Below are 22,644 nucleotides of genomic sequence, written 5' to 3' on the forward strand. Positions count from 1 at the left end.
CCGGATCTTTCTACCTTTTATTTTGGATTGCGACCCAGATGACAGCATTAACAACACTGAATTCAACGCGTTACCTGGCGCTTGATGCGCTGCGCGGTTTTACCATTGCCATGATGATTCTGGTCAACACCCCAGGCTCATGGAGTTTTATATACCCACCGTTTGCCCATGCCGATTGGCATGGCTGCACCCCCACAGATTTGGTGTTTCCCTTTTTTCTGTTTGTTGTGGGCTCGGCGATGTATTTTTCATTGCAAAAACATGCGCTGCGATTATCACTACCACTGGCGCTAATGATTCTGCGACGCTCGTTAATTATTTTTGTACTGGGCCTGATATTTAACGGTGTGTTAGGCGGTTGGGAGGATTTGCGCATTATGGGCGTGTTACAGCGCATCGCCCTCGCCTATGCCATGGCGGCATTTATTGTGCTGGGTGTGACACGCACGGGAGTGTATTGCATCGGCCTCTGTTTATTACTCGGTTATTGGTTATTGCTAACCATGAACAACCATGCCGATCCCTATGGATTGCACACCAATATTGTGGTCGAGTTGGATATAGCTCTGCTTGGCGCCGAACATATGTACAGCGGCAAAGGCGTTCCATTTGACCCGGAAGGATTACTCAGCACCCTGCCTGCGGTTGTGAATGTATTAATGGGTTTTGAACTCACCCGATTTTTAGTGGTACAACCGGATCGCCTTGGCAGCCTCTACCGCTTGTTAGCGTTGGGTGCACTTGGCATTTTATTGGGCTTGGCCTGGAATATATGGCTGCCTATTAATAAATCACTCTGGACCAGTTCTTTTGTAGTGTACAGCGCCGGTTATTTTTGCCTCGCACTCGCGTTATTTGTGTGGATTGTGGATATCAAAAAAATACAGTGGTTATCCGCGCCATTTATTATTTACGGTTCCAATTCCATTTTTATTTATATGCTGGCGCCGTTTTGGGTTCATGGCTACACCTACATTCACACCAATGCGACAGGCACCACACTCTATGAAGGATTATTTCTGCAATTAGCCACATTCTTGCCACCAGCCATGGCCTCGCTGGCGTTTGCACTGCTGCATGTCATGCTGTTTTGGTGTGTGAGTTGGGTGCTCTACCGCCACAACATTTTTATCCGGGTGTGATGCTTGCAATTTTAACCCTGTGACCCCTGTAGCGAAAATGTGTTTCACTTTTTTGCCCCATGTTCGACTTTCGTGTCATCAGGTGTGACTTTAGGTTTGTCGATTGTTGCCGTTTTTAGCCGGTGCTAGCGTAGTGAATGCGCACCAATGTTAACCCGTCGTACTCATTGGACGTTTTAACCTACACAACCTTAAGGATTAACGATAATGAATGACTTTCCGATCACCCATGGTTTATCCGCCATTCGTAGCTTATTACTTAAAAAGTGGCACTGCTGTGCAGGGGCAGCGAGCTTGTTGGCAGTCACTTTTTTTGCACCACAGGGCATGGCACAAACGCAGCAAATTCTGTTTGATGATTTTAATTACTCCAACAATACCCAGTTAAGCAATAACGGCTGGCGTGTGCGCACCTGGGCCGGTGGACCGGGCTTGGCCAATGGCAGTTGGAGCGCCAATAATATTTCGTTTGTGACCGACCCGGCATTGCCATCCAACAAATTTATGCGCCTGAAAGCAGGCACCAATATCAACGGCAATAATATTGCCAACAACAATTCCACCACGGGCAGTGTGTCTCAGGCAGAAGTCGCGCGTGTTGAACAAATTTATAAAAATGGTACCTGGGCTGCGCGCATGTATTTTAATGACGCGCCCAGTACCGGCCCCGATGGCGATACCGTAATCCAAACATTTTTTGGTTTAACGGATTATATTGAAGGTGCTGAACCCTACAGTGAAATCGATTTTGAATACCTGCCCAACGGCGGTTGGTGGACAGGTTCAGCAACGCCGAGTATGTGGTCGGGAACTTATCGTATTGTTGATTGGAGTGATGAGAGCAACCACGGTGTCACGCGCACACAAGGTAGTTTGCAAGGCTGGCATACACTGGTCATGCAAGTGACCGATGGACATATTGCGTTTTATATCGACGGCGCTTACCAAACCTCTTTCAGCGGTGCAGTCGCGCCTGATTATCCAATGTATTTAATGTTCCAATTGTGGTTTAGCAACGATTGCTTTGATGCAGCGTGCAATACGCGCGGCTATCTTAAAAACAGTAATTACCGCGAATATTATGAAGATGTGGACTGGGTTTATTTTGAAAAAGACAACCTGGTACCGCCCTCGGAAGTTCCACAAAAAGTGGCAAGCTTGCGCGCCTCTGGCATCAACTATGTACAAAATATTAATAACAATAGCAGTAGCTCAAGTTCAAGCAGTGCGGCAGCGCAACAGTGCAATTGGTGGGGCACGCTCTACGCGATTTGTACCCACATCAACAGTGGTTGGGGCTGGCAAAATAATGCCGACTGCGTCGGTATCCAAACCTGCGCAACCTTATCACCACCTTATGGTGTGGTTACTGCCGGAAGCTCCAGCAGTGCCGCCTCCAGCAGCGCCGCGTTTTCGCGTTTGATCCAGGCAGAAGCTTACACCGCCATGAGTGGTGTGCAGTTGGATATCACCACCGATACCGGTGGCGGACAATATGTAGGTTGGATTGAAACCGGCGATTGGATGAGCTACGCCAATATCAATTTCCCCAGCAGCGGCACCTACAAAGTGGAATACCGCGTTGCCAGCCCCAGTGGGGCCAGTTTGTCGCTGGATTTAAATGCCGGCGTCACCCAATTGGGGCAAGTCGCTATTCCTGCCACGGGCGGCTGGCAAAACTGGACCACCGTGTCACATACGGTTTCTATCACCGCAGGCACTCATAGCCTGGGCATTTACGCACCAGCCAGTGGCTGGAATATCAATTGGCTGCGCATCACCAAACTTTAACCCCACGGGTTTTTCTCTCCCGATGTCCTCCCGGACTTTGCGGATCTGCATGCAGATCCGCTTTTTTGGTTGTGACTGAATAAAAAGGCACTACACTCAACACCTATAGCCAGCACCTACTGGCACTCCATAACAATAAATCACTGAATCGGCAAACCATAACCCATAACGATCTGGAACCTGATTCAATGACACGGTTTTACTGGTTACGCCCTGCCACACTGTTTTGTGTATTACTCCTTAGCTCCCTGATCTTTAGTTCCCTGATCTACAGCACCTCAGCATTCGCTGCACCGGAGCTGTTGTTTTATGTCTCCGCGCGCGACAGCCTCACGGCGGATCAGGCCGGAGGCGATGCCGAGCCTAACTTTCGCGATGGCATTACCCGCACTCACACCGGTATTCAGGATGCACAGGGCAATCAAGGCTGGGCCATTGAGTGGGCAGATGAAGGCGTGCTGAGCTGGAATGCGCCGGGCAATATCTACGCCCAACGCGGTACCCTGAGCTTTTTCTGGCGCGCCGGTTACCCATTGGGCGAGGCGCCGTTTGTGATTTTCCGCGTGGGCTATGCCGATCACAGCAGTTGGGACATGGCCTGGCTGCGCATCGACTGGAATGGCAGCGGTTTTGATGCCTTTGTTACCGACGCCAATCTCGCCCGCACTCGTGTCTCCTACCATTTGCCAACCAAACCCGCACCGCAGCAGTGGCTGCATATCGCTTTCAGTTGGGATGAACAGCGCGGTGTGATCCTCTATGTGGATGGCACAGAAGTCGTGCGCAAAACCCTGAATGCACCGGGTAATTTTGACAGCGGCCTGGATCAGTTCGGGTTGGCTGGACGAGTGCTATCGCCCCATCAGGTACAAAGCCGCTACAACTTTTTGCGCGGCAGCCATATTGCCGAGCTGCGCATTTATGATGCCATGGTGGATGCCACTGAGGCCGCCGCGCTGGCCGCCAATAACGCACTCACAACCAGCACGCCCAGTCAGATCGCACAGAATGAGGCGCAGCAGGCCTGGGCCTATCGTCATGGCTGGGAGCAGAACACACCACCACCCCTGCTCAAACCCGGCACCAATCGTTTTCGCAAAGTGGAACTGAGCGATACCCGCGATTTAAAACAATGGATGTGGAAAGCCACCGACGGCATTGCCGAAACAACCTGGCCGGGGGTTTACAACCGTTCACGCTTACCGGGACGCAGTGATTACTTTCAACTGCCGGATTGGAATACCTATGTGGAAGGCGGTAAACACTTTGATATTTACCTGCCGGACGAGCCCATTAATCGCGTGGAAATTCGCGGCGCCGCCTATGGCGAACTGCAGTATCGCGCCAGTGCCGATGAGCGTTTTAAAACCCTGCAACGGCGCCCGCAAGGCAGTGTGCGTAGCGTGTATGAATTGCCTCCTCTGCAAGGCGGCCAACTGCGCTTTAGCAACCGCAAGCAAGAGACACCAATCCAGGAATTCTGGGCCTATAAGGTCGATACCAACCCCGAGCCGCAAGGCAGTGTCACACTGCGCTATCGCATTCGCGCCGACGCCGCACCGGACTTTGACAATCTCGCCCCACTGCGTGAGTTTATTGCCGGGCGCCACCCTACCGCCGAGCGCGATACCGTGATTGCTGCACCGCGCGGGGCGACACTGCGTAAACGCGACAGTTCCCATGACAATGCCCCTGACAACTACAATGGGACACCCGTGCAAAATCAACCACTGGTGCATGTACTGATTCCCGCCAGCCTAAGCCACGCGCCGGCGGGTAAGGCACTCACCCGCAGTTGGGCCTACGGCTGGGAAAATATGCACCATGGACTGGACGGTATCGCCATCGACCTGCCAGCCCTCAGGCTCAAACCCACCCACAAGGGCGGGGTAATCCCGCTCAACATCCGCGTGAAAGATCCCCTCTGGCCAATGCGCGATATGCTGGACATCTCCGTCTCGATCAAGCCCAACCAACCCTATACCCTGTGGCTGGACCTGCGCGATCGCATACTCACCGATGACAGCCTCTATTTCACCATCGCCTCCGCCGCACCGGAATTCAACAGCAGCCTGCTTAACGATGCTGAGGTGCGCCTGATTTTCAAACCCCGCGCCCAGGCACTGGCCGAACATAGGGCCGACCGCTTTAACCAGGTGCGCGATAACTGGGGCTTTTTGGTGGAGGAACACACTACCTCCCAGCGCCAGCAACTCTACCGCCGCGCGCACCGCGACATTAGCGACCTGCTGCGGGTTGACCCGGACCACACTCTGGGCCGCCTTTACTGGGCCTACATGAGTTACGGCAACCAAGGCCTGCCCGATTTCACCCAGCCCACAGCGCCGGCAGGAATCCCGCTCTGGGCCTTTCGCCAAACCGAAGAACTGAAGCTGGTGCGCCACCAGATCAATTGGTGGATTGACCAGCGGCAAGTGGACTATGGCGATTTTGGCGGCGGGATTTCCGACGACTCCGATCTGGTGCAACAATGGCCCGCGCTGGCGCTGATGGGAGTTGATCCCGACAAGATCAATCGCTCCATCACGGCGCTGGCCGATGCCGCCTATCGCAACGGCATGTTTACCAACGGCTTGGGCACCATTGAAACCGATGAGTTGCACGCCTATGAGGAAGGCATCAATACCAATAGCGCGCTGCTGTTGCTCAACTGGGGCCAGCCTTGGGCGGTCGAGCGTTTGATGGAAACCGTGAACGCCTTGCACACCATTATCAAACCCAATCCACAAGGCCATTGGCTGTTTTCCAGCAACTGGTTCAGCGGTAAAAAAATCTACGGCGAAGGCAATTGGGAATGGCAAAAGCCCTACTCTTTTCCGATTATGCACCCCGCCATTATGCTCGGTGAATTTAACGCCGACCGCCGCAGTCGCAACCTAGTCACCAAGCTCGCCGACGGTTACCTGGCCTATGGCTACACCGCAGACGATGGCCAGTGGACACTGCCCAATGAAATTAACTGGCGCACCGGCGCCACCCGCGGCGGCGAAATCCATCGCGGTGCCGGTGCCGGCGATGTCCCCACCTTGTTTTGGAGCGCATGGCATTGGACCAACGACGCCAAATACTTGCAGGTTATCGACAACCGCATTGCGCGCGCGGGTCTCGGCTCACTCTCACGTCTGAATGACAATGTGACTGATCAACTCGGCAAGCGCGACACTTGGGGCAAAACCCTCACCGCTGCCGCTGGCCCCGATAGGGATTTTGAAAACTTTATCGCCTGGGAAAATACCGGCGATAAAGCCTATCTGGAGCAGTTGTACGCCGACAATATCCGTCAAAAATCCCAAAGCATGTATTTCAATACCGAGGGCCATTGGTGGAGCGACCGGGTAGATTCCCGACATGAATTGTTACAGCGCGCCCGCTTGGGCGGCATTGCACTGAGCCGCAACAGAACTTACCCCGGTCATAGGGTCAGTTGGCGGTTTGATGACCCCGAAGGCGCGGTGCAAGTGGCACTGCTCATGCCCCGGGCGCAGCAGGAAAAATTTAAAGTCATCGCCTTCAATATGAGCGATAAGATTCAAACCGCACAAATGACTGGCTGGAACATTAGCGCCGGACGCTGGCAGTTACGCAGCGGAATAGACACTGACGGCGACGATCATATAGATACTCCGCTTTCCCAGCGCGAATTCGATTTTGAAAAAACACGCAGCCTTCAGGTGAGCTTTCCACCCAAACAAACCCTGATTCTGGAGATGGAATTAGTTGCCGCTGGCACACCGGTGGAAGTGCGCGCTGACCTGGGTATAGGGCGCGGCGATCTTGTGCGCACAGGGCAAAGCTTGCAGGTAACCGTGCACAGCCTGGGCCACAAAGACACACCCGACGCAATCTTATTGTTGGAAACACTTGATGGAAAAGTCATCGCACAACACAAGATACCGCCACTGCCCGCGCCCACAGCATTACTTCCGCAGCACGCGCCAGTAACACTCAGATTGCCGCGCGATATAGATGTGAAAAATACGCAAGTGCGCGTGGCATTAAGTGAGGATAACGATGGCAATCAAGAAGCAGAAATCACCCAGCTCAATAACACAGTGCTGCTGAGTGATAGTGAGGAAAACCGAAAGTAGCTATTAAAAAATAACCCCGCGTAAAAAATAACCCCGCGGTGAATACCAGCGGGGTTATTGTTGTTGATGAGCGTAACTATTAATTCACGCCATTGGGCGCCGGGCTAATTCACGCCAGTGGGCGCCGGGCAATGGGTGCCGTGACCGTATTTGTGCTCGCGGTATAAATAGGACGGCAATTGCACCAGTGCCAGCGCCTTGCGTTTTTCTTCCTCATCCGCCGGGCGCTGCAATACCAAATCCTTGCTCGCCTCATCGTAATTGGCAATGACTGCGCTGGCATCCGGTTTCAACAGGGTTATTTTTTCCGGCTCCATCAGTGCAAAGTAATCTTCAAATTGCAATATGGCGCGACCAGGGCTGGAGGGATCCATCATAAAATCGCGCCCGGTCATTGCATGGCAACTGGACACGCCCATCAGCGATAACAAGGTCGGTGCTAAATCAATCTGGCTTGCCAATTCACTGATGCGCGCCGGTTTAATACTGCCGCCCAACACCAAGCCGGGAATTTGGAACTTTTCCACGGGAATCAGGTTATCGCCATACACCCGGTTATCGTGGTCAGCCACCACCAGAAATACAGTGTCCTGCCAATAATCACTTTGTTTCGCCGTTGCAAAAAATTGCCCCATAGCCCAGTCAGCATATTTCACTGCATTGTTCACCACATCTTTGGGCTGCTCATGCAGATCAATGCGACCATCGGGAAATTCAAAGGGCTCGTGGTTACTGGAGGTAAAAATCAGCGAGAAAAACGGTTGGCCACTGCGATGCAACTCAGAGAGTTGTTGATGAGCTGTATTGAATAAATCTTCATCACTCGCGCCCCAGCTACCAATAAACACAGGATTCTTGATCTGGTTTACATCCACAATCTGGCTAAAGCCATTGCCGGTAAAAAAGCCGCGCATATTGTCAAAGTGCGCCTCACCGCCATAAATAAATTGCGTGCTATACCCCGCGCTCTTAAGCACGGAGGCGAGGGTTGTGAAATCCCGCTGGCTTTTGGACAGCTTCACCACACTCTGCGCAGGTGTTGGCGGATAACCGGCGACGACGGCCTCTATTCCACGTACGGAACGCGTGCCGGTGGCATAGAGTCGCTCAAACCAAATGCCCTCATCCACCAACTTATCCAACTCGGGCGTCACCCCCACACCGCCAAGTGCGCCCACAAAAGTGGCGCCCATACTTTCTTGCAACACAATCACCAAATTCAAGGGTTTGGCTGGTGCGTTCACCGCACGCTGGTAATGGAAGGTGGGGAATTCCTTATCGGCAAATTGATAACCTTTAAGCCAGGGCCAATCCAAACTGCGCGACAGCATTTCATCGACTGGCAACTTGCCATAAATTTCACTGGAGCGCGCTTCGTGCTTCATGTTGTAAATCGCATAGAGCACCGAATAACCTGAGTTAATCACCAGCGAATTCACCATGGCATCGCCAGTAATAGCGAAGAACGCCGGGTTGGCCGGGCGGTGATCGGTGGTGGAGCGAATACCCATAAACACGCATAAGAAAACGAGTGGCCAGAGCACCAGATTCTTGCGCCAGGACCAAACCGTTAAATGCGCATCGCGCACGCGCAAGAGTTTGAACAGCAAGGCACCAAACAGGACAGTTAATGTAGTGCCGCCAATGAACGCGCCGGTAAAACCAAACAACAAAGTCGACAGCACTTCTTTGGGGTAACGAAGGTATTCAACAAATAACCGATTGGGGCGCGCATCAAACTGCAATAAAAACGCCGGGGTCGCCAGCTCGATAAACACTATCAGTGCGAGCCCGAGCCAGGCCCAATAAAAGGTGAGCGAAAACCAAAACCGCCGCCAATACGACAAGAAAGGTACTAACAACACCGCGGGCATCGCCCACAGGCAAATCAAAATGAGGTCGGCGCGCACGCCTTGCAGCAGAATGGCAACCAGTTGGTCCGTTGCCATCACCCGTTCAGCTTGCCACAACACCAATCCGGCGCGGCTCACGCTGAGCAAAATTAATCCAAACACTGCCATGCGGAATAAATACACATAGGGGCCAGTAACATTCCCCGCCGACAGCCAATCCTTATTACTCTTATTATTCATCATCCACCCAAACCTGTTTAAAGAACATACATCCCGGAAAATCTAGCAAGGAAAACTTAAGACAAACTTAAATTACCATGCTGAACACGGGCTGGACACAGAGCGCCGCTCAAAATAACGAATATTCAAAGCAAGCGAGGGGATATAAAAAAATGTCAGCCCTCACGCACGAAATGAGAGCTGACAAAGGAGAGAACCAAAACGATCAGAGGACTAACGCTGTAATCATTACTGCGCCGCAGCAGAACTGCTGGAAGAACTAACCTTTCCCGCACCGAGCAGCAGCGCATCCAACACTTGTTGGTCTGCCACTGTCAGTGTGTTGCGATTCAATAAACTGCCGGTATCCCACACAAACGGCAACAGACCAGTGCTGTTGGCGCGTTCAGTGACATAGCGGAAATAATGCGCGCGCGACGCAAGATGCAAACTGAGCGCATCGCCAGTGAGATTGTCGCGACGCATTGCGCTAAATTCACCCAGTACAACCGGAATACCTTGATCGACGAATTTGGCTTTCATGCTGTTAAACAGCTCATCCACGGTTGCCTCTTCGCCCCAGGTCGCATTGCGTTCGGTATCGGTAGTGGAATGAAAATCAGCGCCCCAGTAATAAGCCTGTTTCCCCCAGGCTTCATCCTTGGTCATGAGCGTGAAATTGTAGGGCGTATAGAAATGCACTTCGGCCATTAATTTGTTGGCGACACTGTCGTCAGGCATACCATTCCACAACTCATCGGTATCTTCGATATCGGTTAAAGGCCCCTGCAGGACTAATACCCGGTTGGCATTTTTACCGCCGGTAGCGCGCACGGCATCCACGAAGGTTTGGTGGTAAGAATCCAACACCGCCATTTCTTCAACGTTATGTACATTAGGTTCATTGGCACTGGCAAATAGCAGGTGCTCATCAAAGTCACGCAGGTGGGTGGCGATTTGCTCCCAATAGGCTTTTTGTTTGGCGTTGTTGGCCTCTTGTTTGGCGCGCGTGACGTTGTTTTCCAGCCAGCCGCCATCCCAGTGGATATTCACAATCACATAGAGCCCATTATCCACCGCATACTGCACCACTTGCTTCACACGGTTGAGCCACTCGGCGCTGATAGCAGCAGTTTGCTGGTTGGCGTATTGATTCCAGGCGACCGGCAGGCGAATGGCATCAAAGCCGCTGTCCTTGACCAGCTTGATTTGCGCCTCGGTGATCAGCGGGTTGCCCCAGGCAGTCTCGCCGCCAGTGGCCTCCATAGTATTGCCAAAGTTGAAACCCAGTTTGATCTTGCTCGCCAGTTGCACCGCCGTACTGCCCATACCGATTGCGTCGGCAGCCAGCGGATTGGTGTTGTAACTGGGATAAGAAGTGACAGCCGCCGATGCGCTGGAGCTAGCAACAGAGCTGGGTAGGCTGGATGGTATGGCGACCGATGATGCCGCACTGGTGGCGCTGGAAAGGCCGGTTGTGGGAGTTGATCCACTGCCACCACCACCGCCGCAAGCAGAGGTTAGCGATACCATCCCCAGCAGAATGGCTGCATTTATTATTCTCATAACGCGTATCTCAATACTTATTATTAATAGGGGTCGTGCTTGACCGACCAGCCAGAATGGGTGGCGGCCGTTTCAACCAAGCCTATTTAAAACAAGGAGATACGGATAACGTTTTTCCAAAAAAGCCTATCAACTTGCAAAAAGTTGAAGTTTTTTTCATTTTTGTTGAAGTGAGCGATGCTTTTTTAACCATCGATTAATGTTTATTACACAAACTCTTGAAGGTTTTGGGCGTACAGCCATATTCCTCCTTAAACAACTTATTAAAGTAGGACACATTTTTGTAACCCACGGAGTAGGCAATTTCCGCCACATTGGCCTCCTCCTTTTCTGCCAACAACCGCGCCGCTTCCGTCAGGCGCAGCTTGTTTAAATAGCCGGTAAAGGTGAACCCCAATTCGGCCTTGAGGATATCGTTAATCTTGGTCCGGCTTACGCCAATCCGGGTCACCATCGTATCCAGGTTCAAGTCGGCATTGGCATATTCGGTTGCCATAAAACGCAAAATTGCATCGGTATCCTTATCCCGTTGCGGCTCCACAGACAACTGCTGGTAAGCCACCAGCGGGCGATCTTTTTGTAAGCGGCTGCGCAATTCGCCAATCAGGGCGCGAGTATGCTGGCGAAAAAACCACACGCCATAGCCGCCCCACGCAATCGCCAAAAAGACACCAAACAAATAGAGGTAACGCCAATCCTGTCCATGCAAGGTAATTTCATTGAGCTGGATGCGCGTACTCATCTCCACCGGGCTTTGCGCGCTGCTGCCAAACAACAGCTTGGGCACCTGATTGAGCCGGTACTCCTTCATGGATAACTTGAGGTGAAACCGCTCCAACCACCACTGCGCCGTCTCCAACCGGGTTAAATCCAACTCGGTGTGGCTCCAGTTTTCATCGCACGAGAAAAATGCCGACGGCGAGCGATAGCTCAAGTGATCGTTAGGATCGGTGATTTTTTCATCCACTGTCTGCAAACTAAAGCTGAGCACATTGGCAGGCACACATTTGGCGCTAAAGGAAATCGTCTGAAAGGAAGATAAATCAACCATGGTTGGCTTACCGGCCGTATCGGTAAACACCAGCGACGCCGATGCAAACGGATGCTCAGCCTGAGTGGACACCATCATCTCCACATCAAGGCTGTAATTGGCATCGTGTATTGTTACCGATGAACGCCCGCCCCAGTAGAGATCATCCCCCGGCTCAGCCACCCAGGGCAGCTCACTCTGTGGTGCCGGCAAGAGTGGCAAATGCAGGAAAGTACGCTGCACACACACATAACCGACCAGCGCGCTGACAACCAGCAAACACGCCAAACCCAGCAGTGCTTTTTTATAGAATTCCAGCATGGTAAGGGAATCACCGGCAAGTAAATGGGGGGCGACAATTTATTATTGAAAGAAGCCCAACGCAAGAAGACAACTGCCAGCATAAGATTACTGCCCACCGCACAATAGCACCAGTGAAATCCGGTATTAATGATGCGCACCGGCAAAGGCCGCTTGAAAGCACAGACCCGCACCGCCAGAATAGCCCCAACACGCCATACCACAAGCCTTTAGCGAAGAGCGCACCATGAACAGCGAGATACTCAGTACATTATTAGCCCAGGAAGATGAACTGCAACTGCACTACTTCAATAACCAAACCGCGTGGGAATTGGGCAGCCTCATCAAAACCGCCGCCGATCAAAACGCCGCGCCCATCGCCATCGAAATTTACGCATTTGAGCATGTGCTGTTCAGCTACTTTATGCCCGGCACCAACAAAGACAATCACGACTGGATAAAACGCAAACGCCAATCAGTGATGCGCTTCAGCCACAGCTCCTACTACACAGGCCAATACAACGCCGCTAAAAATCGCAACTTTGAAACCATTCCCTATTTGGACCCCAAAGAATACTGCGCCCACGGCGGCTCATTTCCGATTCGCTTAAAAAACAGCGGACTGGTCGGCGCAGTGACCGTATCAGGCCTGGCGCAGGAAGTGGATCATCAAATGGTGATCGATGCATTGCGGATAATTGTGGCGAAGCAAGCGAGGGAAGCGAGGGAAGCGACCAAATAACTCAGGGATATTCAACTATAGAAAATCCCTAGGTAGAGCTAAATTTACATACCTTACTACTTTGAATAACTCATGAGAAACACCTCTTGCTTAAATAAGTCGAGCCGCAGTCGTAGGTGAGGGAAATCCGAATCAAATTTAGTTCGATTCGAAGGAAAGATTTATGCGTTTAAGTGCGCCTAAGTAATAATTAAACACTTAAACAGATTTATTTAAAACACATTGAATGGTGTGGGCCAATTAGTTACTAGCAAGTTTTGAAAATCAAACCGATCGGTTAACTAAATTGTAATTCTTTGCTTGGTCTTAAATAAACTGGATAAGCATCTATTGGCAATAAAAACACGAACATAATAGGTCTATAGTTTCGCATGCTTGCATTACCCCATCCAGAATTTCTCTGGATGGGGTAAATATGAGCAAAAGAAAAACTACTTAAACTTTTCCTACGCTCAGTCAATCATCAAGCGCAGGCGCAAAACGTACCCTGCGGGGTGGTGTAAGTGTTGCAATCTTTGCCACAACCTGCGCCCCCTGCTGTTGATAACAATTTTGCAATTTCTGCTGTTGTAAGTTCACGCATATTAAATCTCCTTAGTATTAAAGTAAGTTTTCGCATTCCCGCGAAGCCGATTCCGGCTCACCATACATGGTTCATCCACAAATGGTTCATCCACAAATGGTTCATCCATAAATTCATGATAAATATATAACTCTATCTGCGAAACGAAGAGTCTCTTTTCGATGCGCGATAACGACTCTAGTGATATCAAGTTGTTTGATGTTAGTGTTTATCTTTTCTTCATTTGCAAGATCTAAATGACTGCTAGCTTCATCTAAAAAAAGAATTTTGGGGTCTTTAAATAAAGCTCTAGCAAGTAATACCCTTTGTTTCTGACCACCTGATAACGATGATGAACCACCTCCAATTTGGGTATAGTATCCCATTGGTAGAGCATCAATTTCATCGTCTATGCATGCGAGCTTTGCGCAGTATTTTATCTTCATTAAATCAGGCGATGCTTCGAAAAATGCGATATTTTCAAGGATCGAACCGGAAAGTAAGCTATCCTCCTGAAACACTGTCGAAATATACCTTCTGTAATTATTGTTAACGCTCAATGGCTTTTCATCAATCGTAATTTCACCTTCAACAGGATTTTTTAGACCTGTTAAACACTTAAGTAGTGTAGTCTTTCCTACCCCAGATGGCCCGGTAATTGCCAAAAACTCTCCTGGCTCAACTGTGAAGTTTAAATTTCTAAAAACCCATGAATTAGATGTGCCGTAGCGAAATCCAAGATTTACAATATTTATTTTCCCGGCAAAAGAGTCATTGTGAACTTCTGGCGACAATTGCATAGACTCATGTATCTCTTGCTTTCCATAAATTACATCTGAAAGCCTATCAATATGAACTCCTATTAACTTCATCTCAGTAAACTGCCGCATGAATTTCTCAAAGGAATCTATAAATCGAAGCTTATAAGCAATGAACGCAAGAAGTAACCCAAGAGAAATTTCTCCTTCAATTGTAAGTTTGGTTCCAATATAAAGAACGACAACGTTTTCGATACCGAAGATAATTAACTTAAGTGTTGACAGGCTGTTTCGCAATGCATTCAGCTGTAGATCTTTGTTGATGAGATTAACAAGCTTATTCTGCCACATGAACGATCTTTGCTTCTCTTTTTGATAGATCTTTATTGATGGCACCGATCCAACAGATTCAATTAAATGCTGATTACAACGCGCTTCAGCTTTGAGCTTATCTACATTTAGCCTTTTATTTTTATTAAAATTCAAATAATTATACAAGCAATATATAGAAGTAAAAATTAAAACAATTAAAGTAAGCTTTGGATTAATCAATATCATAGCAATTATAGTAATAAATACCATAATTGAATCCACAAGCGAACTAATAAAACTATCAGTCACTGTATTTCTTATTTGTTCCGCTGAATGAAATTTAGAGAGTATGTCCCCTGCGTGCCTTTTTTCAAAAAAATCAACAGGTAATTTTATTAATAAATCGAAAATCTTGGTTGTTAGCTGAAATCCAAACCTAGCGGATAGAAATGTAATAATCTCGGATCGCAAGTGCTCACTTGCCGCGTGAAAAAAAACAATAAAGACAAATGCCAGAAGCAAATAATCCAGAATCTGAATGTTTCCTTTTATAACAATATCATCGGTGATTGATTGCAAGAAAAAAGGAGTTAATAGCAGGCAAGCCTGTATAAAAAATGATATTAAAACTACTTGTAAAGCATTCAAATTGAAACCGGCAAGATGCTTCTTTAGAGCCCAAATGTTAGGTCTCTTTGATTGACCTGAATTTTGCTCAAAATCAATATTAGGGGAAAACTCAATCGCTATACCAGTAAATTTTTCATTTAAAACTTTAGCGCTATAAAATTCTTTTCCCGTAGCTGGATCAAAAATTACAGCCCCTTTTTTCTTCATTTCTTTTAGAACTACAAAATGATCCATCCCCCAATGCAGAATACACGGTGCACGCAACTTGTTTAGGTCGACAAGATCCAGAGACAAAACTCTAGGAGTTAGAGATAACTTCTCTGCGAGTTCAGTAAGCGATTTTATACTGATGCCTTGCGATGAACCAGGGAAGCGCTCTCTAACCTCAAACAATTCCAAATTTGCACCATAATAATTTGCAATCATCACCACACAAGCAAGACCGCATTCCATTGGCTCTTGCTGTAGAACAAGCTCCAAAGAAGGCCTATTCAGTTCAAAAAAACTCTTATAAAACATATTTCATACACTTTTTATTTACTATGAAAGCGTGAAGGTTTCAGGCCGCTTAGATTGATGTGATTCCTAGCTTCATATTATTGCGAAGGCGAATTACCTTCCCGTTTTTCATTGGCATTGTTTTGACGCGTGCTTTTAATAAGTAAAATGGCCCGGGATAATTATCCAAAGATAAAAACTTTGGATCGATTTCATCAGCAAAAATAATCTCGTTATAAATTTCGAAATCACTAAGGATAACGAAATAATTTGTGCGGTTTTCATTAGTAAAAATTTCTGCATTTATTGAAATATTTTTTTTAATCGCTTCAACCTGATCATCTTTTAAATAGAAAACCCCGTAGAACTGATTTTGAAATCCTGAGGGCAATGCATCATTAAGTGAATTCGAATGGACGTAACCGTAAACAATAGGTTTTTTTTGCAGGTATAGAGATCGGTTCGAATAAAAGAAAAGCCCGATAATAAAGAAAATGGAAAGTAAATAGACAGACCAAGTGTGACTATATGCAGGACTCAAGTGAAAGACTGTAGAGTCATATTTTGTGGCGCTTAAAACCGCTTCCTTCCTGAATAATTCTTGCGAGTCCATAAATAAATCCGTTATATTGATAATGACAATTTCTCCAGCTCGTCAAGCTTAATGCAAGATGCATGGGGCAGCAATAAAAAAAAGGATCAATAATGGATTTATATGTAATAGCTAAGTTTGGCTTCTGGAGTTCGCTAAGTTTGATCTCAACTCTTTTATGTTTTTCCGGAATATCAAAAGTTAGCCCTATTTTTTCAGATATAAAAAAAACAAAAAATTATAGTGATAATGAAAAATTCAAAGATCGAATTATCAATTTTACTAAGACCCCGAAATTCGGTATAGCGTTATTATTCTTTGGGCTTGGTGTTTTATTTATTGAAGGAACACCATTTAATTTGTTGATCGTAGCATTAGCAATATTTACTTTGATTGGAATAAAGATAAGCTCTTCATCTGATGAAAATTGTGAATGTTTTGGGAGCTGGGCTGGCAAAAGAGCAACACTCGCCGCACAGGTAACGCTCTTTCTGGCATGTATTTCTGTGCTTACATTAGGAGCCCCATTAGCAGCCGCACCCTCCTCATTTCCATTTATTGTGCATTTGGGATTATTCATATCTTCGATAACTATTTGTTTTATTATCTTCACTCCGAGCATGATTAAGCATTTTAGGAAATCCAAAAATACAAACGATCCAGATCACATGCATGTACCAAACATTGCACAAGATCAATTCCTTGGATTCGATAATGAAGCCTCTCGCGATTTGGCATGGGCACTAAAGATTGGAAAGCCCATTTTTTTGATTTTCAGCAAATCAACATGCCCAGCCTGCGAAAGTTTTCTTGATAGCTTCAATCAAACAATTGAAGATAATTCACATCATTTTACGTTCATACTTATTTCTGATAAAACCCACGTATATAAAAGATTTTATGATCTTAAAGTTTTGCAGGATGCAGACCATTTATTTTTAAAATCTATATCAAATGAATTTTTTCCATCAGCCTTATGTATAAATAATAATTCTGGCTTACCCCTAACCCCAGTATGCCAAGGCGTGGATAGGATCAACCTGTTATTTAGGCTTGCTCTAGGGGCCATCTAGTGCACATAGATGTAAGAATTGACTCTGCAAATACACAGGAACACCTATGCTGCCAAAAGATTTTTCGCATATGCTTTTGCCATTCAAGGCAAATTCTGTATCTGATTTAGATGTTTTGTGGATATCTCACGATGATAGATCCGCAAAGCGGTTTGAATGCGATCATTTTAAGAGCTTATGCGGAGTTACTGCCAATATTTCAGTACCAGTTAGAAGCGATGGCGGCATTATCGAGTATGTTGCTGAGCGTTACGGCGGTGATGGCGCTGCAGGAAATGGCGGTGGGGCACGATGTGGAAATCACCCAGCTGGATTTCAATTAAAGGGGATAGGGGTCAATCCTCTATTAGGTCAATCTGCGAAAGGTAGATATACAACTGGTACATTAGACTTATTAGATGGATCAATCGAGTGCTTGTACTCGAACGTTTTAAACGAACTTTTGCCCATCGGAACTATTCGTTGTCGAGCGCTCTTGCGCCTGAATGGAGTATCTTCTAGCAGTTCATTGGAGGGGCGATCAGAGGTGCTCCCTGCAGTGATACTTATTCGCGATCTCGCCATGCGACCAGCTCACTTTCTTAGAGCCAGAGGATATCATCCGTTAGCGGATTTTGAAGCAGAAATTACGCCTGATATTGAAAGGGTTTGTTCGGTAATGCAAGAGTTAAATCAACGTTTGGGCGGGCAAGTTGAGTTTATCCATTATCTGTATAAATTTTTGCATGCATCCTCAAAACAATTCTCATTTGCCAAAATAAATGGAATTTGTCATGGCGCTATTTCTCCATCCAATCTTTCTATGGACGGACGTTGGCTAGACCTTACATGTGCCTCATTTCTGCCTGGTGGAAAAAATTATTCGGTTAACCCTTCAACAGGATTCGTACCATTCTTCAATGAAAAAAATCAAGTTAAGCTGTATTCAGGAGAACTGATTCATTTATTTAATAAATATAATGATTGCTCAATACATCATAGCATCCTAAACCAGTCCTATCAGGACCATTTTGATGCATATTCAAAACACTATTTTTGGAAAGAATTTTTATTATCAAGCGAAGATATTAATGCTATTTGTGAATCACATGAAGGTGAAGAGATATTTAGACAAGCGCTATTAGAAATTGAAAAGGATAAAAAAGTAATTTTTTCCAGTCCAGAAATCATGGGAAGAAATGATGTGTATCTTCAATTCCTGAGATCAATTCTAGGGCTTGATCCGTGGCCTGCAAATAAGCTTTCAAATCTAGTTAATATTATCTTCGGTAAAATATTCAATAACAATCCTGAAATTATAAAAAGGTTCAAAATAATTTCATATCTTAGAATACTAAGTAAGCGAGTTGTTTTCTCATACTTTTACAGACAAAACCAAATAAAAATAATTTCATCCATCATTGATACTGATATAGAACGTATAGGCAGTCATATTGATTACTGTGGCAAGCTTGTGAAATTTAGCGGTTTCGCAGATAAAAACTCTAGCGTTATATTACAAAATGAGTTTTTTACAATAACGTTACGTGAAGATTTACGCTCAATTGAGCTTAGTTGTGACAATCAAACTCATCAAATTCAATCCGAATTTAATGTGCCCGACTTTCACTCTGATTGCATCAGGTTTAACCCTTTCGGCCTTTCCAAGCTCATCTTGGAGCACATAAATAAATTTGTTACGAGAGGGAATTTTTATGATGTCATTAGCTGAGGCCGTATTAGTAAAATCATTCAATCGCGAAGCTATAGATTCTGAGCTAATAAAAAAGCTATTTATTGCAGATCAGCTTGATCAATTGAAGTTATTTAAAGATCTTAACGGTAATTCGATCGGCTATGTCTGCTTCGCATTGATTGATCAATTCACTCTTAAAAACATTTCAATAAATAATGGGGACATCCTATTTCCCTACGAATGGAATGAAGGCCAAATTTTTTTTGTTGTAGATTACTCTTACCACAAAATAATGAGGGAAATTTTTTTTGAATCATTTGTTGACTTCACCAAGGATAGAGATTTAATTTTCTATAAGATCAATAAGGTTTGTAAAATTTCTTCAAAACGTAGATTTAGTAAACTTATGAAAATAGATTATGTTCTTTCGGAGGACAAATGACCAAAAGCGTCTACGTAATTACACCTTCAATAGGCAGTAAGCACTTGGATAGATGCATACTCTCCGTGAAGACTCAGACTTATACCGATGTTAAGCATATTGTTGTACTTGACGGCGTTTGTCTTTTAGATGAGCACAGTAGTGTTTTTGATGGCGTGACAATTATTAGGTTGCCATTCAATACCGGGGCGGGGGGTATCTCGGTGGACTTATCTACGACGCAGTATGCAGTATATTTTGTGATGGATATATTGCATTCCTAGATGATGATAATTTCTATGACCCCAATCACATTGAGAGCTGCGTAAATTTTTGCGAGAAATTTGAACTTGATTGGTGTTATAGCCTTCGAAAATTAGTTTCATCATCTGGAGGTTTTTTATGTTTTGACAATTGTAACAGCCTCGGGTATTGGCCTTCATATGACGGCTTTTATCATCACATAGATACAAATTGCTATTTTTTGCGAGGAGAAATAGCTAACAAGGTTACACATAGCTTGAGAAGAAAAGCATACATAAAGGGCCAGCAGGAGGGTGATAGAGCGCTTACGAAGGCGCTTTTGAGCCACAACTACAGATCCATTTGCACATCAATTTACTCTGTTAATTACATGATCAAGGGACATCAACATTACAGCGACAAAGAAGTACTTAATTACTATCTAAAGGGCAACAAAATTATGGAAAATATTTACAACATTTACCCTTGGGCGACAATGAGGTGTGAGGGCACAATGTCTGAGCACCCTTCAATGGCATACTCGCTGGGTGGATAATTAATGAAACCATTAGTTTCTTGCCTTTGCGTAACCAAAAATCGTCCTGATAAATTAGCCCGAGCGATACAATGCTTGAGATTTCAGACTTATTCCAATATAGAGCTTGTAGTTGTTTACGAAAGCAATGACTTAGCTACAGCCAATATAATATCAATCCATAAAGATATTCGCCTAAATGCTATCGTAGTTGATGCAGAAAGGAATCTAACTTTAGGCGAACTTAGAAACATTTCTATTGAGAGCGCAGCCGGGGACTTCTTCTGCCAATGGGACGATGATGATTGGTATCATCCTGAAAGAGTTGAGTTGCAGCTGAGAGAAATTCTAGAAACTGGAAAAATGGCCTGCTTGCTTAGCAGATGGCACATGTTTGATTCGATAACCGGACAATTTTATCTATCCCATTATCGCATGTGGGAGGGAAGTATACTTTGCAATCTAAACAAATTTAGAAATAAAATGATAGTGTATCCTTCAATTTCTAAAAGCGAAGATACATCGGTAATCGAAATTCTTCATTCAATGGATGAGGTTTGTTTGTTAGATCTTCCATATTTATATATATATACTTTTCATGGCTCTAACACATGGGATGTGGAGCATTTTAAGATGAATTGGAACAAAGGGATTCCAATATCTTTTAAAGATGTAAGTGAATTCTACGGAATTTCTTGATAATCAGGATTCTTGATATGAACATTAATAAGTTTACTTCCACAATATTATTCTTTAAAAAAATTTCCTTAGTTATTCTGCCTTTGTCTATTGCTAGCTGCTCCGTTAATCCGCGCGTACATCTTTATTATTCGGATGCGTCTACTGATAAGAAGCAACAACTTGTTTCATTTCTGAAAGAATATGATTTTAATGTAACGGAATTCTACAATACCGCGCCTGATCTTGAAGAAGGCAACTATATTGTTTATTACCCGGAAAAAAACACTGAAAAAAGTGCTGAGCACATCAATCTTGCTCTGCTTCGCTCCAACCTTTCAGAGGCCCAGATGGAGCCTTACAGGATCGGAAATGGGATTGGATCTCATGAATATACAAAGGGCAATATCGGTCTTTACATCATAAAAAAGAACTCAGTTTCGAATGATGTGATTGAGGACAAAGCTAGTCAGTCGTTTGTTGATTTCACCGGAGAGCAATTCGGCTCAAAAGATTGTAGTAGTGCATTTCAAATTGAATTTTATGACGATGGCAGAGCTATTTTTATATATGAAGAATCATCAAAAAAGCATTCTGAAGCAAGGTGGGAATTATTGGGATCAACTCTGATAATAAAAAAGTTATTTGGTTCCAGTAAGTTTCAGGTAAAAACTTATACTGTAAGTATAGCTGAAAATACCGTTACCGTGACAGATCTATTACCTGTTAATAGTAAAAAGGCTCCTTTTAATTGCACCTACAGCACATATTACAAAGAAGGTATTTATAAGCTGCCGTCATCATGAGCTCTTTGGTACGCTCAACTCGGTTCACTTAGGTCTACTAGTCGCGAGCTGATCTGACACTTCAGCGTGAAAGAAGAGAGTTACCAGTTTTGAATATGGGTGGCGAGTTCCGAAAAAAACCACCAAGGTCTGGGAAGCCCAATCGATGCTTACGCCTGAAAGTTAAATTTTGTATCCGCGCATGCGCGATATCATTCTTGATTAAAGTTTATCACTTCCGCTATTCCCCCTGCTGCAACGCCCAGTCGTATAAAAAATTCTTTTTCAGCCCGGTGAGTTTTGCGCCGAGGCTGGCGGCTTGTTTTACGGGGAGTTCTTCCAGCAGCACTTTCATGGTGTGCATTTGGGCGGGGGTCATGGCTTCGTTTTCGGGTTTGGGGGCGCCGTGGACGAGGAGGACGATTTCGCCGCGTTGTTGGTTGGTGTCGCTGGCGACCCAGGTGGCGAGGTCGGCGACGTTATCGCCTTTGATGGTTTCAAAGGTTTTGGTCAGTTCGCGGGCCATAACCACTTCGCGCTCGGGGCCGAAGACTTGTGCCATGTCTTGCAGGGTTTCCAGTATGCGATGCGGGGCTTCGTAGAAAATCAGGGTGCGCGGGTCGGCGGCCAGGCTTTGTAGCTGGGTGCAGCGGGCAACTTGTTTAGCAGGCAGGAAACCTTCAAAGGCGAAACGGTCTGAGGGTAAGCCGGCAGCGCTGAGGGCTGCGATCATGGCGCAAGCGCCGGGCACGGGCACAACCTGGATTCCGGCTTGGCGGGCGCTGCGCACCAGACGATAGCCTGGGTCTGAGACCAGCGGAGTGCCCGCATCGGAGATCAGGGCGATAGAGTCTCCGGCATGCATGCGGGCGATCAGTTGTTCGGTGCGCTGCTCGTCACTGTGATCGTGATAGGCAATACAGGGCGTTTTGATATCAAAATGGGACAGTAAACGTGAACTGTGGCGCGTATCCTCAGCGGCAATCAGCGCTACTGTTTGTAGTGTTTCCACCGCTCGCGGTACCATATCGCCCAAATTGCCAATTGGGGTCGCCACAACATAAAGGGTGCCTGGGTTGGGAGCGGGACTTGTCATAGCGAATTCCGAAAAAAGTTGAGATCCAAGCCGG

General features: G+C 46.2%; 15 protein-coding genes. 9 read left to right on the forward strand and 6 right to left on the reverse strand.

All coding sequences use genetic code 11. The features are described from left to right. The first annotated feature begins 38 nt into the window (after positions 1-38). The 3 genes from B0D95_RS10735 (at position 39) to B0D95_RS10745 (ending at position 7,042) form a co-directional block, all read left to right on the forward strand. Positions 39-1,142, forward strand: a complete 1,104-nt coding sequence (locus B0D95_RS10735) for an acyltransferase family protein (protein ID WP_078045714.1) — start codon at positions 39-41, stop codon at positions 1,140-1,142. A gap of 207 nt (positions 1,143-1,349) precedes the next feature. Continuing rightward, positions 1,350-2,933 (forward strand): carbohydrate-binding protein, encoded by a 1,584-nt coding sequence (locus tag B0D95_RS10740; protein ID WP_246841574.1) that lies wholly within the window; start codon positions 1,350-1,352, stop codon positions 2,931-2,933. Between the two features lie 188 nt (positions 2,934-3,121). Then, positions 3,122-7,042 carry a LamG domain-containing protein gene (locus B0D95_RS10745; RefSeq protein ID WP_246841575.1) on the forward strand — a complete coding sequence of 1,307 codons (3,921 nt, stop codon included), beginning with the start codon at positions 3,122-3,124 and terminating at the stop codon, positions 7,040-7,042. A 104-nt stretch (positions 7,043-7,146) separates the two neighbouring features. Here the strand turns inward: B0D95_RS10745 and B0D95_RS10750 are convergent, their stop codons facing one another. The 3 genes from B0D95_RS10750 to B0D95_RS10765 form a co-directional block, all read right to left on the reverse strand. Continuing rightward, a complete protein-coding gene (locus tag B0D95_RS10750; protein WP_246841576.1) occupies positions 7,147-9,138 on the reverse strand; it encodes an LTA synthase family protein in 1,992 nt (663 codons plus the stop codon). Between the two features lie 225 nt (positions 9,139-9,363). Next, positions 9,364-10,680 (reverse strand): glycoside hydrolase family 5 protein, encoded by a 1,317-nt coding sequence (locus B0D95_RS10760; protein ID WP_246841577.1) that lies wholly within the window; start codon positions 10,678-10,680, stop codon positions 9,364-9,366. A gap of 196 nt (positions 10,681-10,876) precedes the next feature. Then, the gene (locus B0D95_RS10765) at positions 10,877-12,031 is read right to left on the reverse strand and encodes an AraC family transcriptional regulator (RefSeq protein ID WP_078043901.1); all 1,155 of its coding nucleotides are present in this window, start codon (positions 12,029-12,031) and stop codon (positions 10,877-10,879) included. A gap of 226 nt (positions 12,032-12,257) precedes the next feature. Between B0D95_RS10765 and B0D95_RS10770 the strand changes: the two genes are divergently transcribed. Then, positions 12,258-12,752 carry a heme-degrading domain-containing protein gene (locus B0D95_RS10770; protein WP_078043902.1) on the forward strand — a complete coding sequence of 165 codons (495 nt, stop codon included), beginning with the start codon at positions 12,258-12,260 and terminating at the stop codon, positions 12,750-12,752. A 696-nt stretch (positions 12,753-13,448) separates the two neighbouring features. On the opposite strand, the gene B0D95_RS10775 is transcribed toward B0D95_RS10770, so the two are convergent. After that, positions 13,449-15,533, reverse strand: a complete 2,085-nt coding sequence (locus B0D95_RS10775) for a peptidase domain-containing ABC transporter (RefSeq protein ID WP_078043903.1) — start codon at positions 15,531-15,533, stop codon at positions 13,449-13,451. A 49-nt stretch (positions 15,534-15,582) separates the two neighbouring features. Then, entirely contained in the window at positions 15,583-16,125 is a 543-nt protein-coding gene (locus tag B0D95_RS10780; protein ID WP_078043904.1) for a hypothetical protein, read from the reverse strand. 92 nt (positions 16,126-16,217) lie between these two features. Here B0D95_RS10780 and B0D95_RS10785 point away from each other — a divergent pair, with 92 nt between their 5' ends. The 5 genes from B0D95_RS10785 to B0D95_RS10820 all read left to right on the forward strand — a co-directional run bounded on the left by B0D95_RS10785 (position 16,218) and on the right by B0D95_RS10820 (position 21,535). Beyond that, positions 16,218-17,177, forward strand: coding sequence for a hypothetical protein (locus B0D95_RS10785; RefSeq protein WP_078043905.1), 960 nt, complete (start codon positions 16,218-16,220; stop codon positions 17,175-17,177). A 46-nt stretch (positions 17,178-17,223) separates the two neighbouring features. Next, entirely contained in the window at positions 17,224-18,888 is a 1,665-nt protein-coding gene (locus tag B0D95_RS10795) for a hypothetical protein (RefSeq protein ID WP_149867899.1), read from the forward strand. Next, positions 18,872-19,294 (forward strand): hypothetical protein, encoded by a 423-nt coding sequence (locus tag B0D95_RS10800; RefSeq protein WP_078043908.1) that lies wholly within the window; start codon positions 18,872-18,874, stop codon positions 19,292-19,294. The genes B0D95_RS10795 and B0D95_RS10800 overlap by 17 nt, the downstream gene beginning before the upstream one ends. A 781-nt stretch (positions 19,295-20,075) precedes the next feature. After that, positions 20,076-20,750 (forward strand): glycosyltransferase family A protein, encoded by a 675-nt coding sequence (locus B0D95_RS10815; RefSeq protein ID WP_078043911.1) that lies wholly within the window; start codon positions 20,076-20,078, stop codon positions 20,748-20,750. A gap of 17 nt (positions 20,751-20,767) precedes the next feature. Continuing rightward, positions 20,768-21,535, forward strand: a complete 768-nt coding sequence (locus B0D95_RS10820) for a hypothetical protein (RefSeq protein ID WP_078043912.1) — start codon at positions 20,768-20,770, stop codon at positions 21,533-21,535. Between the two features lie 220 nt (positions 21,536-21,755). On the opposite strand, the gene rsmI is transcribed toward B0D95_RS10820, so the two are convergent. Beyond that, the gene (rsmI, locus tag B0D95_RS10825) at positions 21,756-22,610 is read right to left on the reverse strand and encodes a 16S rRNA (cytidine(1402)-2'-O)-methyltransferase (protein WP_078043913.1); all 855 of its coding nucleotides are present in this window, start codon (positions 22,608-22,610) and stop codon (positions 21,756-21,758) included. Positions 22,611-22,644: the final 34 nt, after the last annotated feature.

The sequence above is a fragment of the Cellvibrio sp. PSBB023 genome, from assembly GCF_002007605.1.
GTDB lineage: Bacteria > Pseudomonadota > Gammaproteobacteria > Pseudomonadales > Cellvibrionaceae > Cellvibrio.

What these genes read in the sequence shown, in the direction of transcription:
- B0D95_RS10820 (WP_078043912.1), top strand. Translation starts at nt 20,768, where the DNA reads ATGAACATTAATAAGTTTACTTCCACAATATTATTCTTTAAAAAAATT.
- B0D95_RS10750 (WP_246841576.1), bottom strand. Translation starts at nt 9,138, where the DNA reads ATGATGAATAATAAGAGTAATAAGGATTGGCTGTCGGCGGGGAATGTT.
- B0D95_RS10765 (WP_078043901.1), bottom strand. Translation starts at nt 12,031, where the DNA reads ATGCTGGAATTCTATAAAAAAGCACTGCTGGGTTTGGCGTGTTTGCTG.
- B0D95_RS10735 (WP_078045714.1), top strand. Translation starts at nt 39, where the DNA reads ATGACAGCATTAACAACACTGAATTCAACGCGTTACCTGGCGCTTGAT.
- B0D95_RS10770 (WP_078043902.1), top strand. Translation starts at nt 12,258, where the DNA reads ATGAACAGCGAGATACTCAGTACATTATTAGCCCAGGAAGATGAACTG.
- B0D95_RS10760 (WP_246841577.1), bottom strand. Translation starts at nt 10,680, where the DNA reads ATGAGAATAATAAATGCAGCCATTCTGCTGGGGATGGTATCGCTAACC.
- B0D95_RS10815 (WP_078043911.1), top strand. Translation starts at nt 20,076, where the DNA reads ATGAAACCATTAGTTTCTTGCCTTTGCGTAACCAAAAATCGTCCTGAT.
- B0D95_RS10775 (WP_078043903.1), bottom strand. Translation starts at nt 15,533, where the DNA reads ATGTTTTATAAGAGTTTTTTTGAACTGAATAGGCCTTCTTTGGAGCTT.
- B0D95_RS10800 (WP_078043908.1), top strand. Translation starts at nt 18,872, where the DNA reads ATGATGTCATTAGCTGAGGCCGTATTAGTAAAATCATTCAATCGCGAA.
- rsmI (WP_078043913.1), bottom strand. Translation starts at nt 22,610, where the DNA reads ATGACAAGTCCCGCTCCCAACCCAGGCACCCTTTATGTTGTGGCGACC.
- B0D95_RS10745 (WP_246841575.1), top strand. Translation starts at nt 3,122, where the DNA reads ATGACACGGTTTTACTGGTTACGCCCTGCCACACTGTTTTGTGTATTA.
- B0D95_RS10795 (WP_149867899.1), top strand. Translation starts at nt 17,224, where the DNA reads ATGCTGCCAAAAGATTTTTCGCATATGCTTTTGCCATTCAAGGCAAAT.
- B0D95_RS10785 (WP_078043905.1), top strand. Translation starts at nt 16,218, where the DNA reads ATGGATTTATATGTAATAGCTAAGTTTGGCTTCTGGAGTTCGCTAAGT.
- B0D95_RS10740 (WP_246841574.1), top strand. Translation starts at nt 1,350, where the DNA reads ATGAATGACTTTCCGATCACCCATGGTTTATCCGCCATTCGTAGCTTA.
- B0D95_RS10780 (WP_078043904.1), bottom strand. Translation starts at nt 16,125, where the DNA reads ATGGACTCGCAAGAATTATTCAGGAAGGAAGCGGTTTTAAGCGCCACA.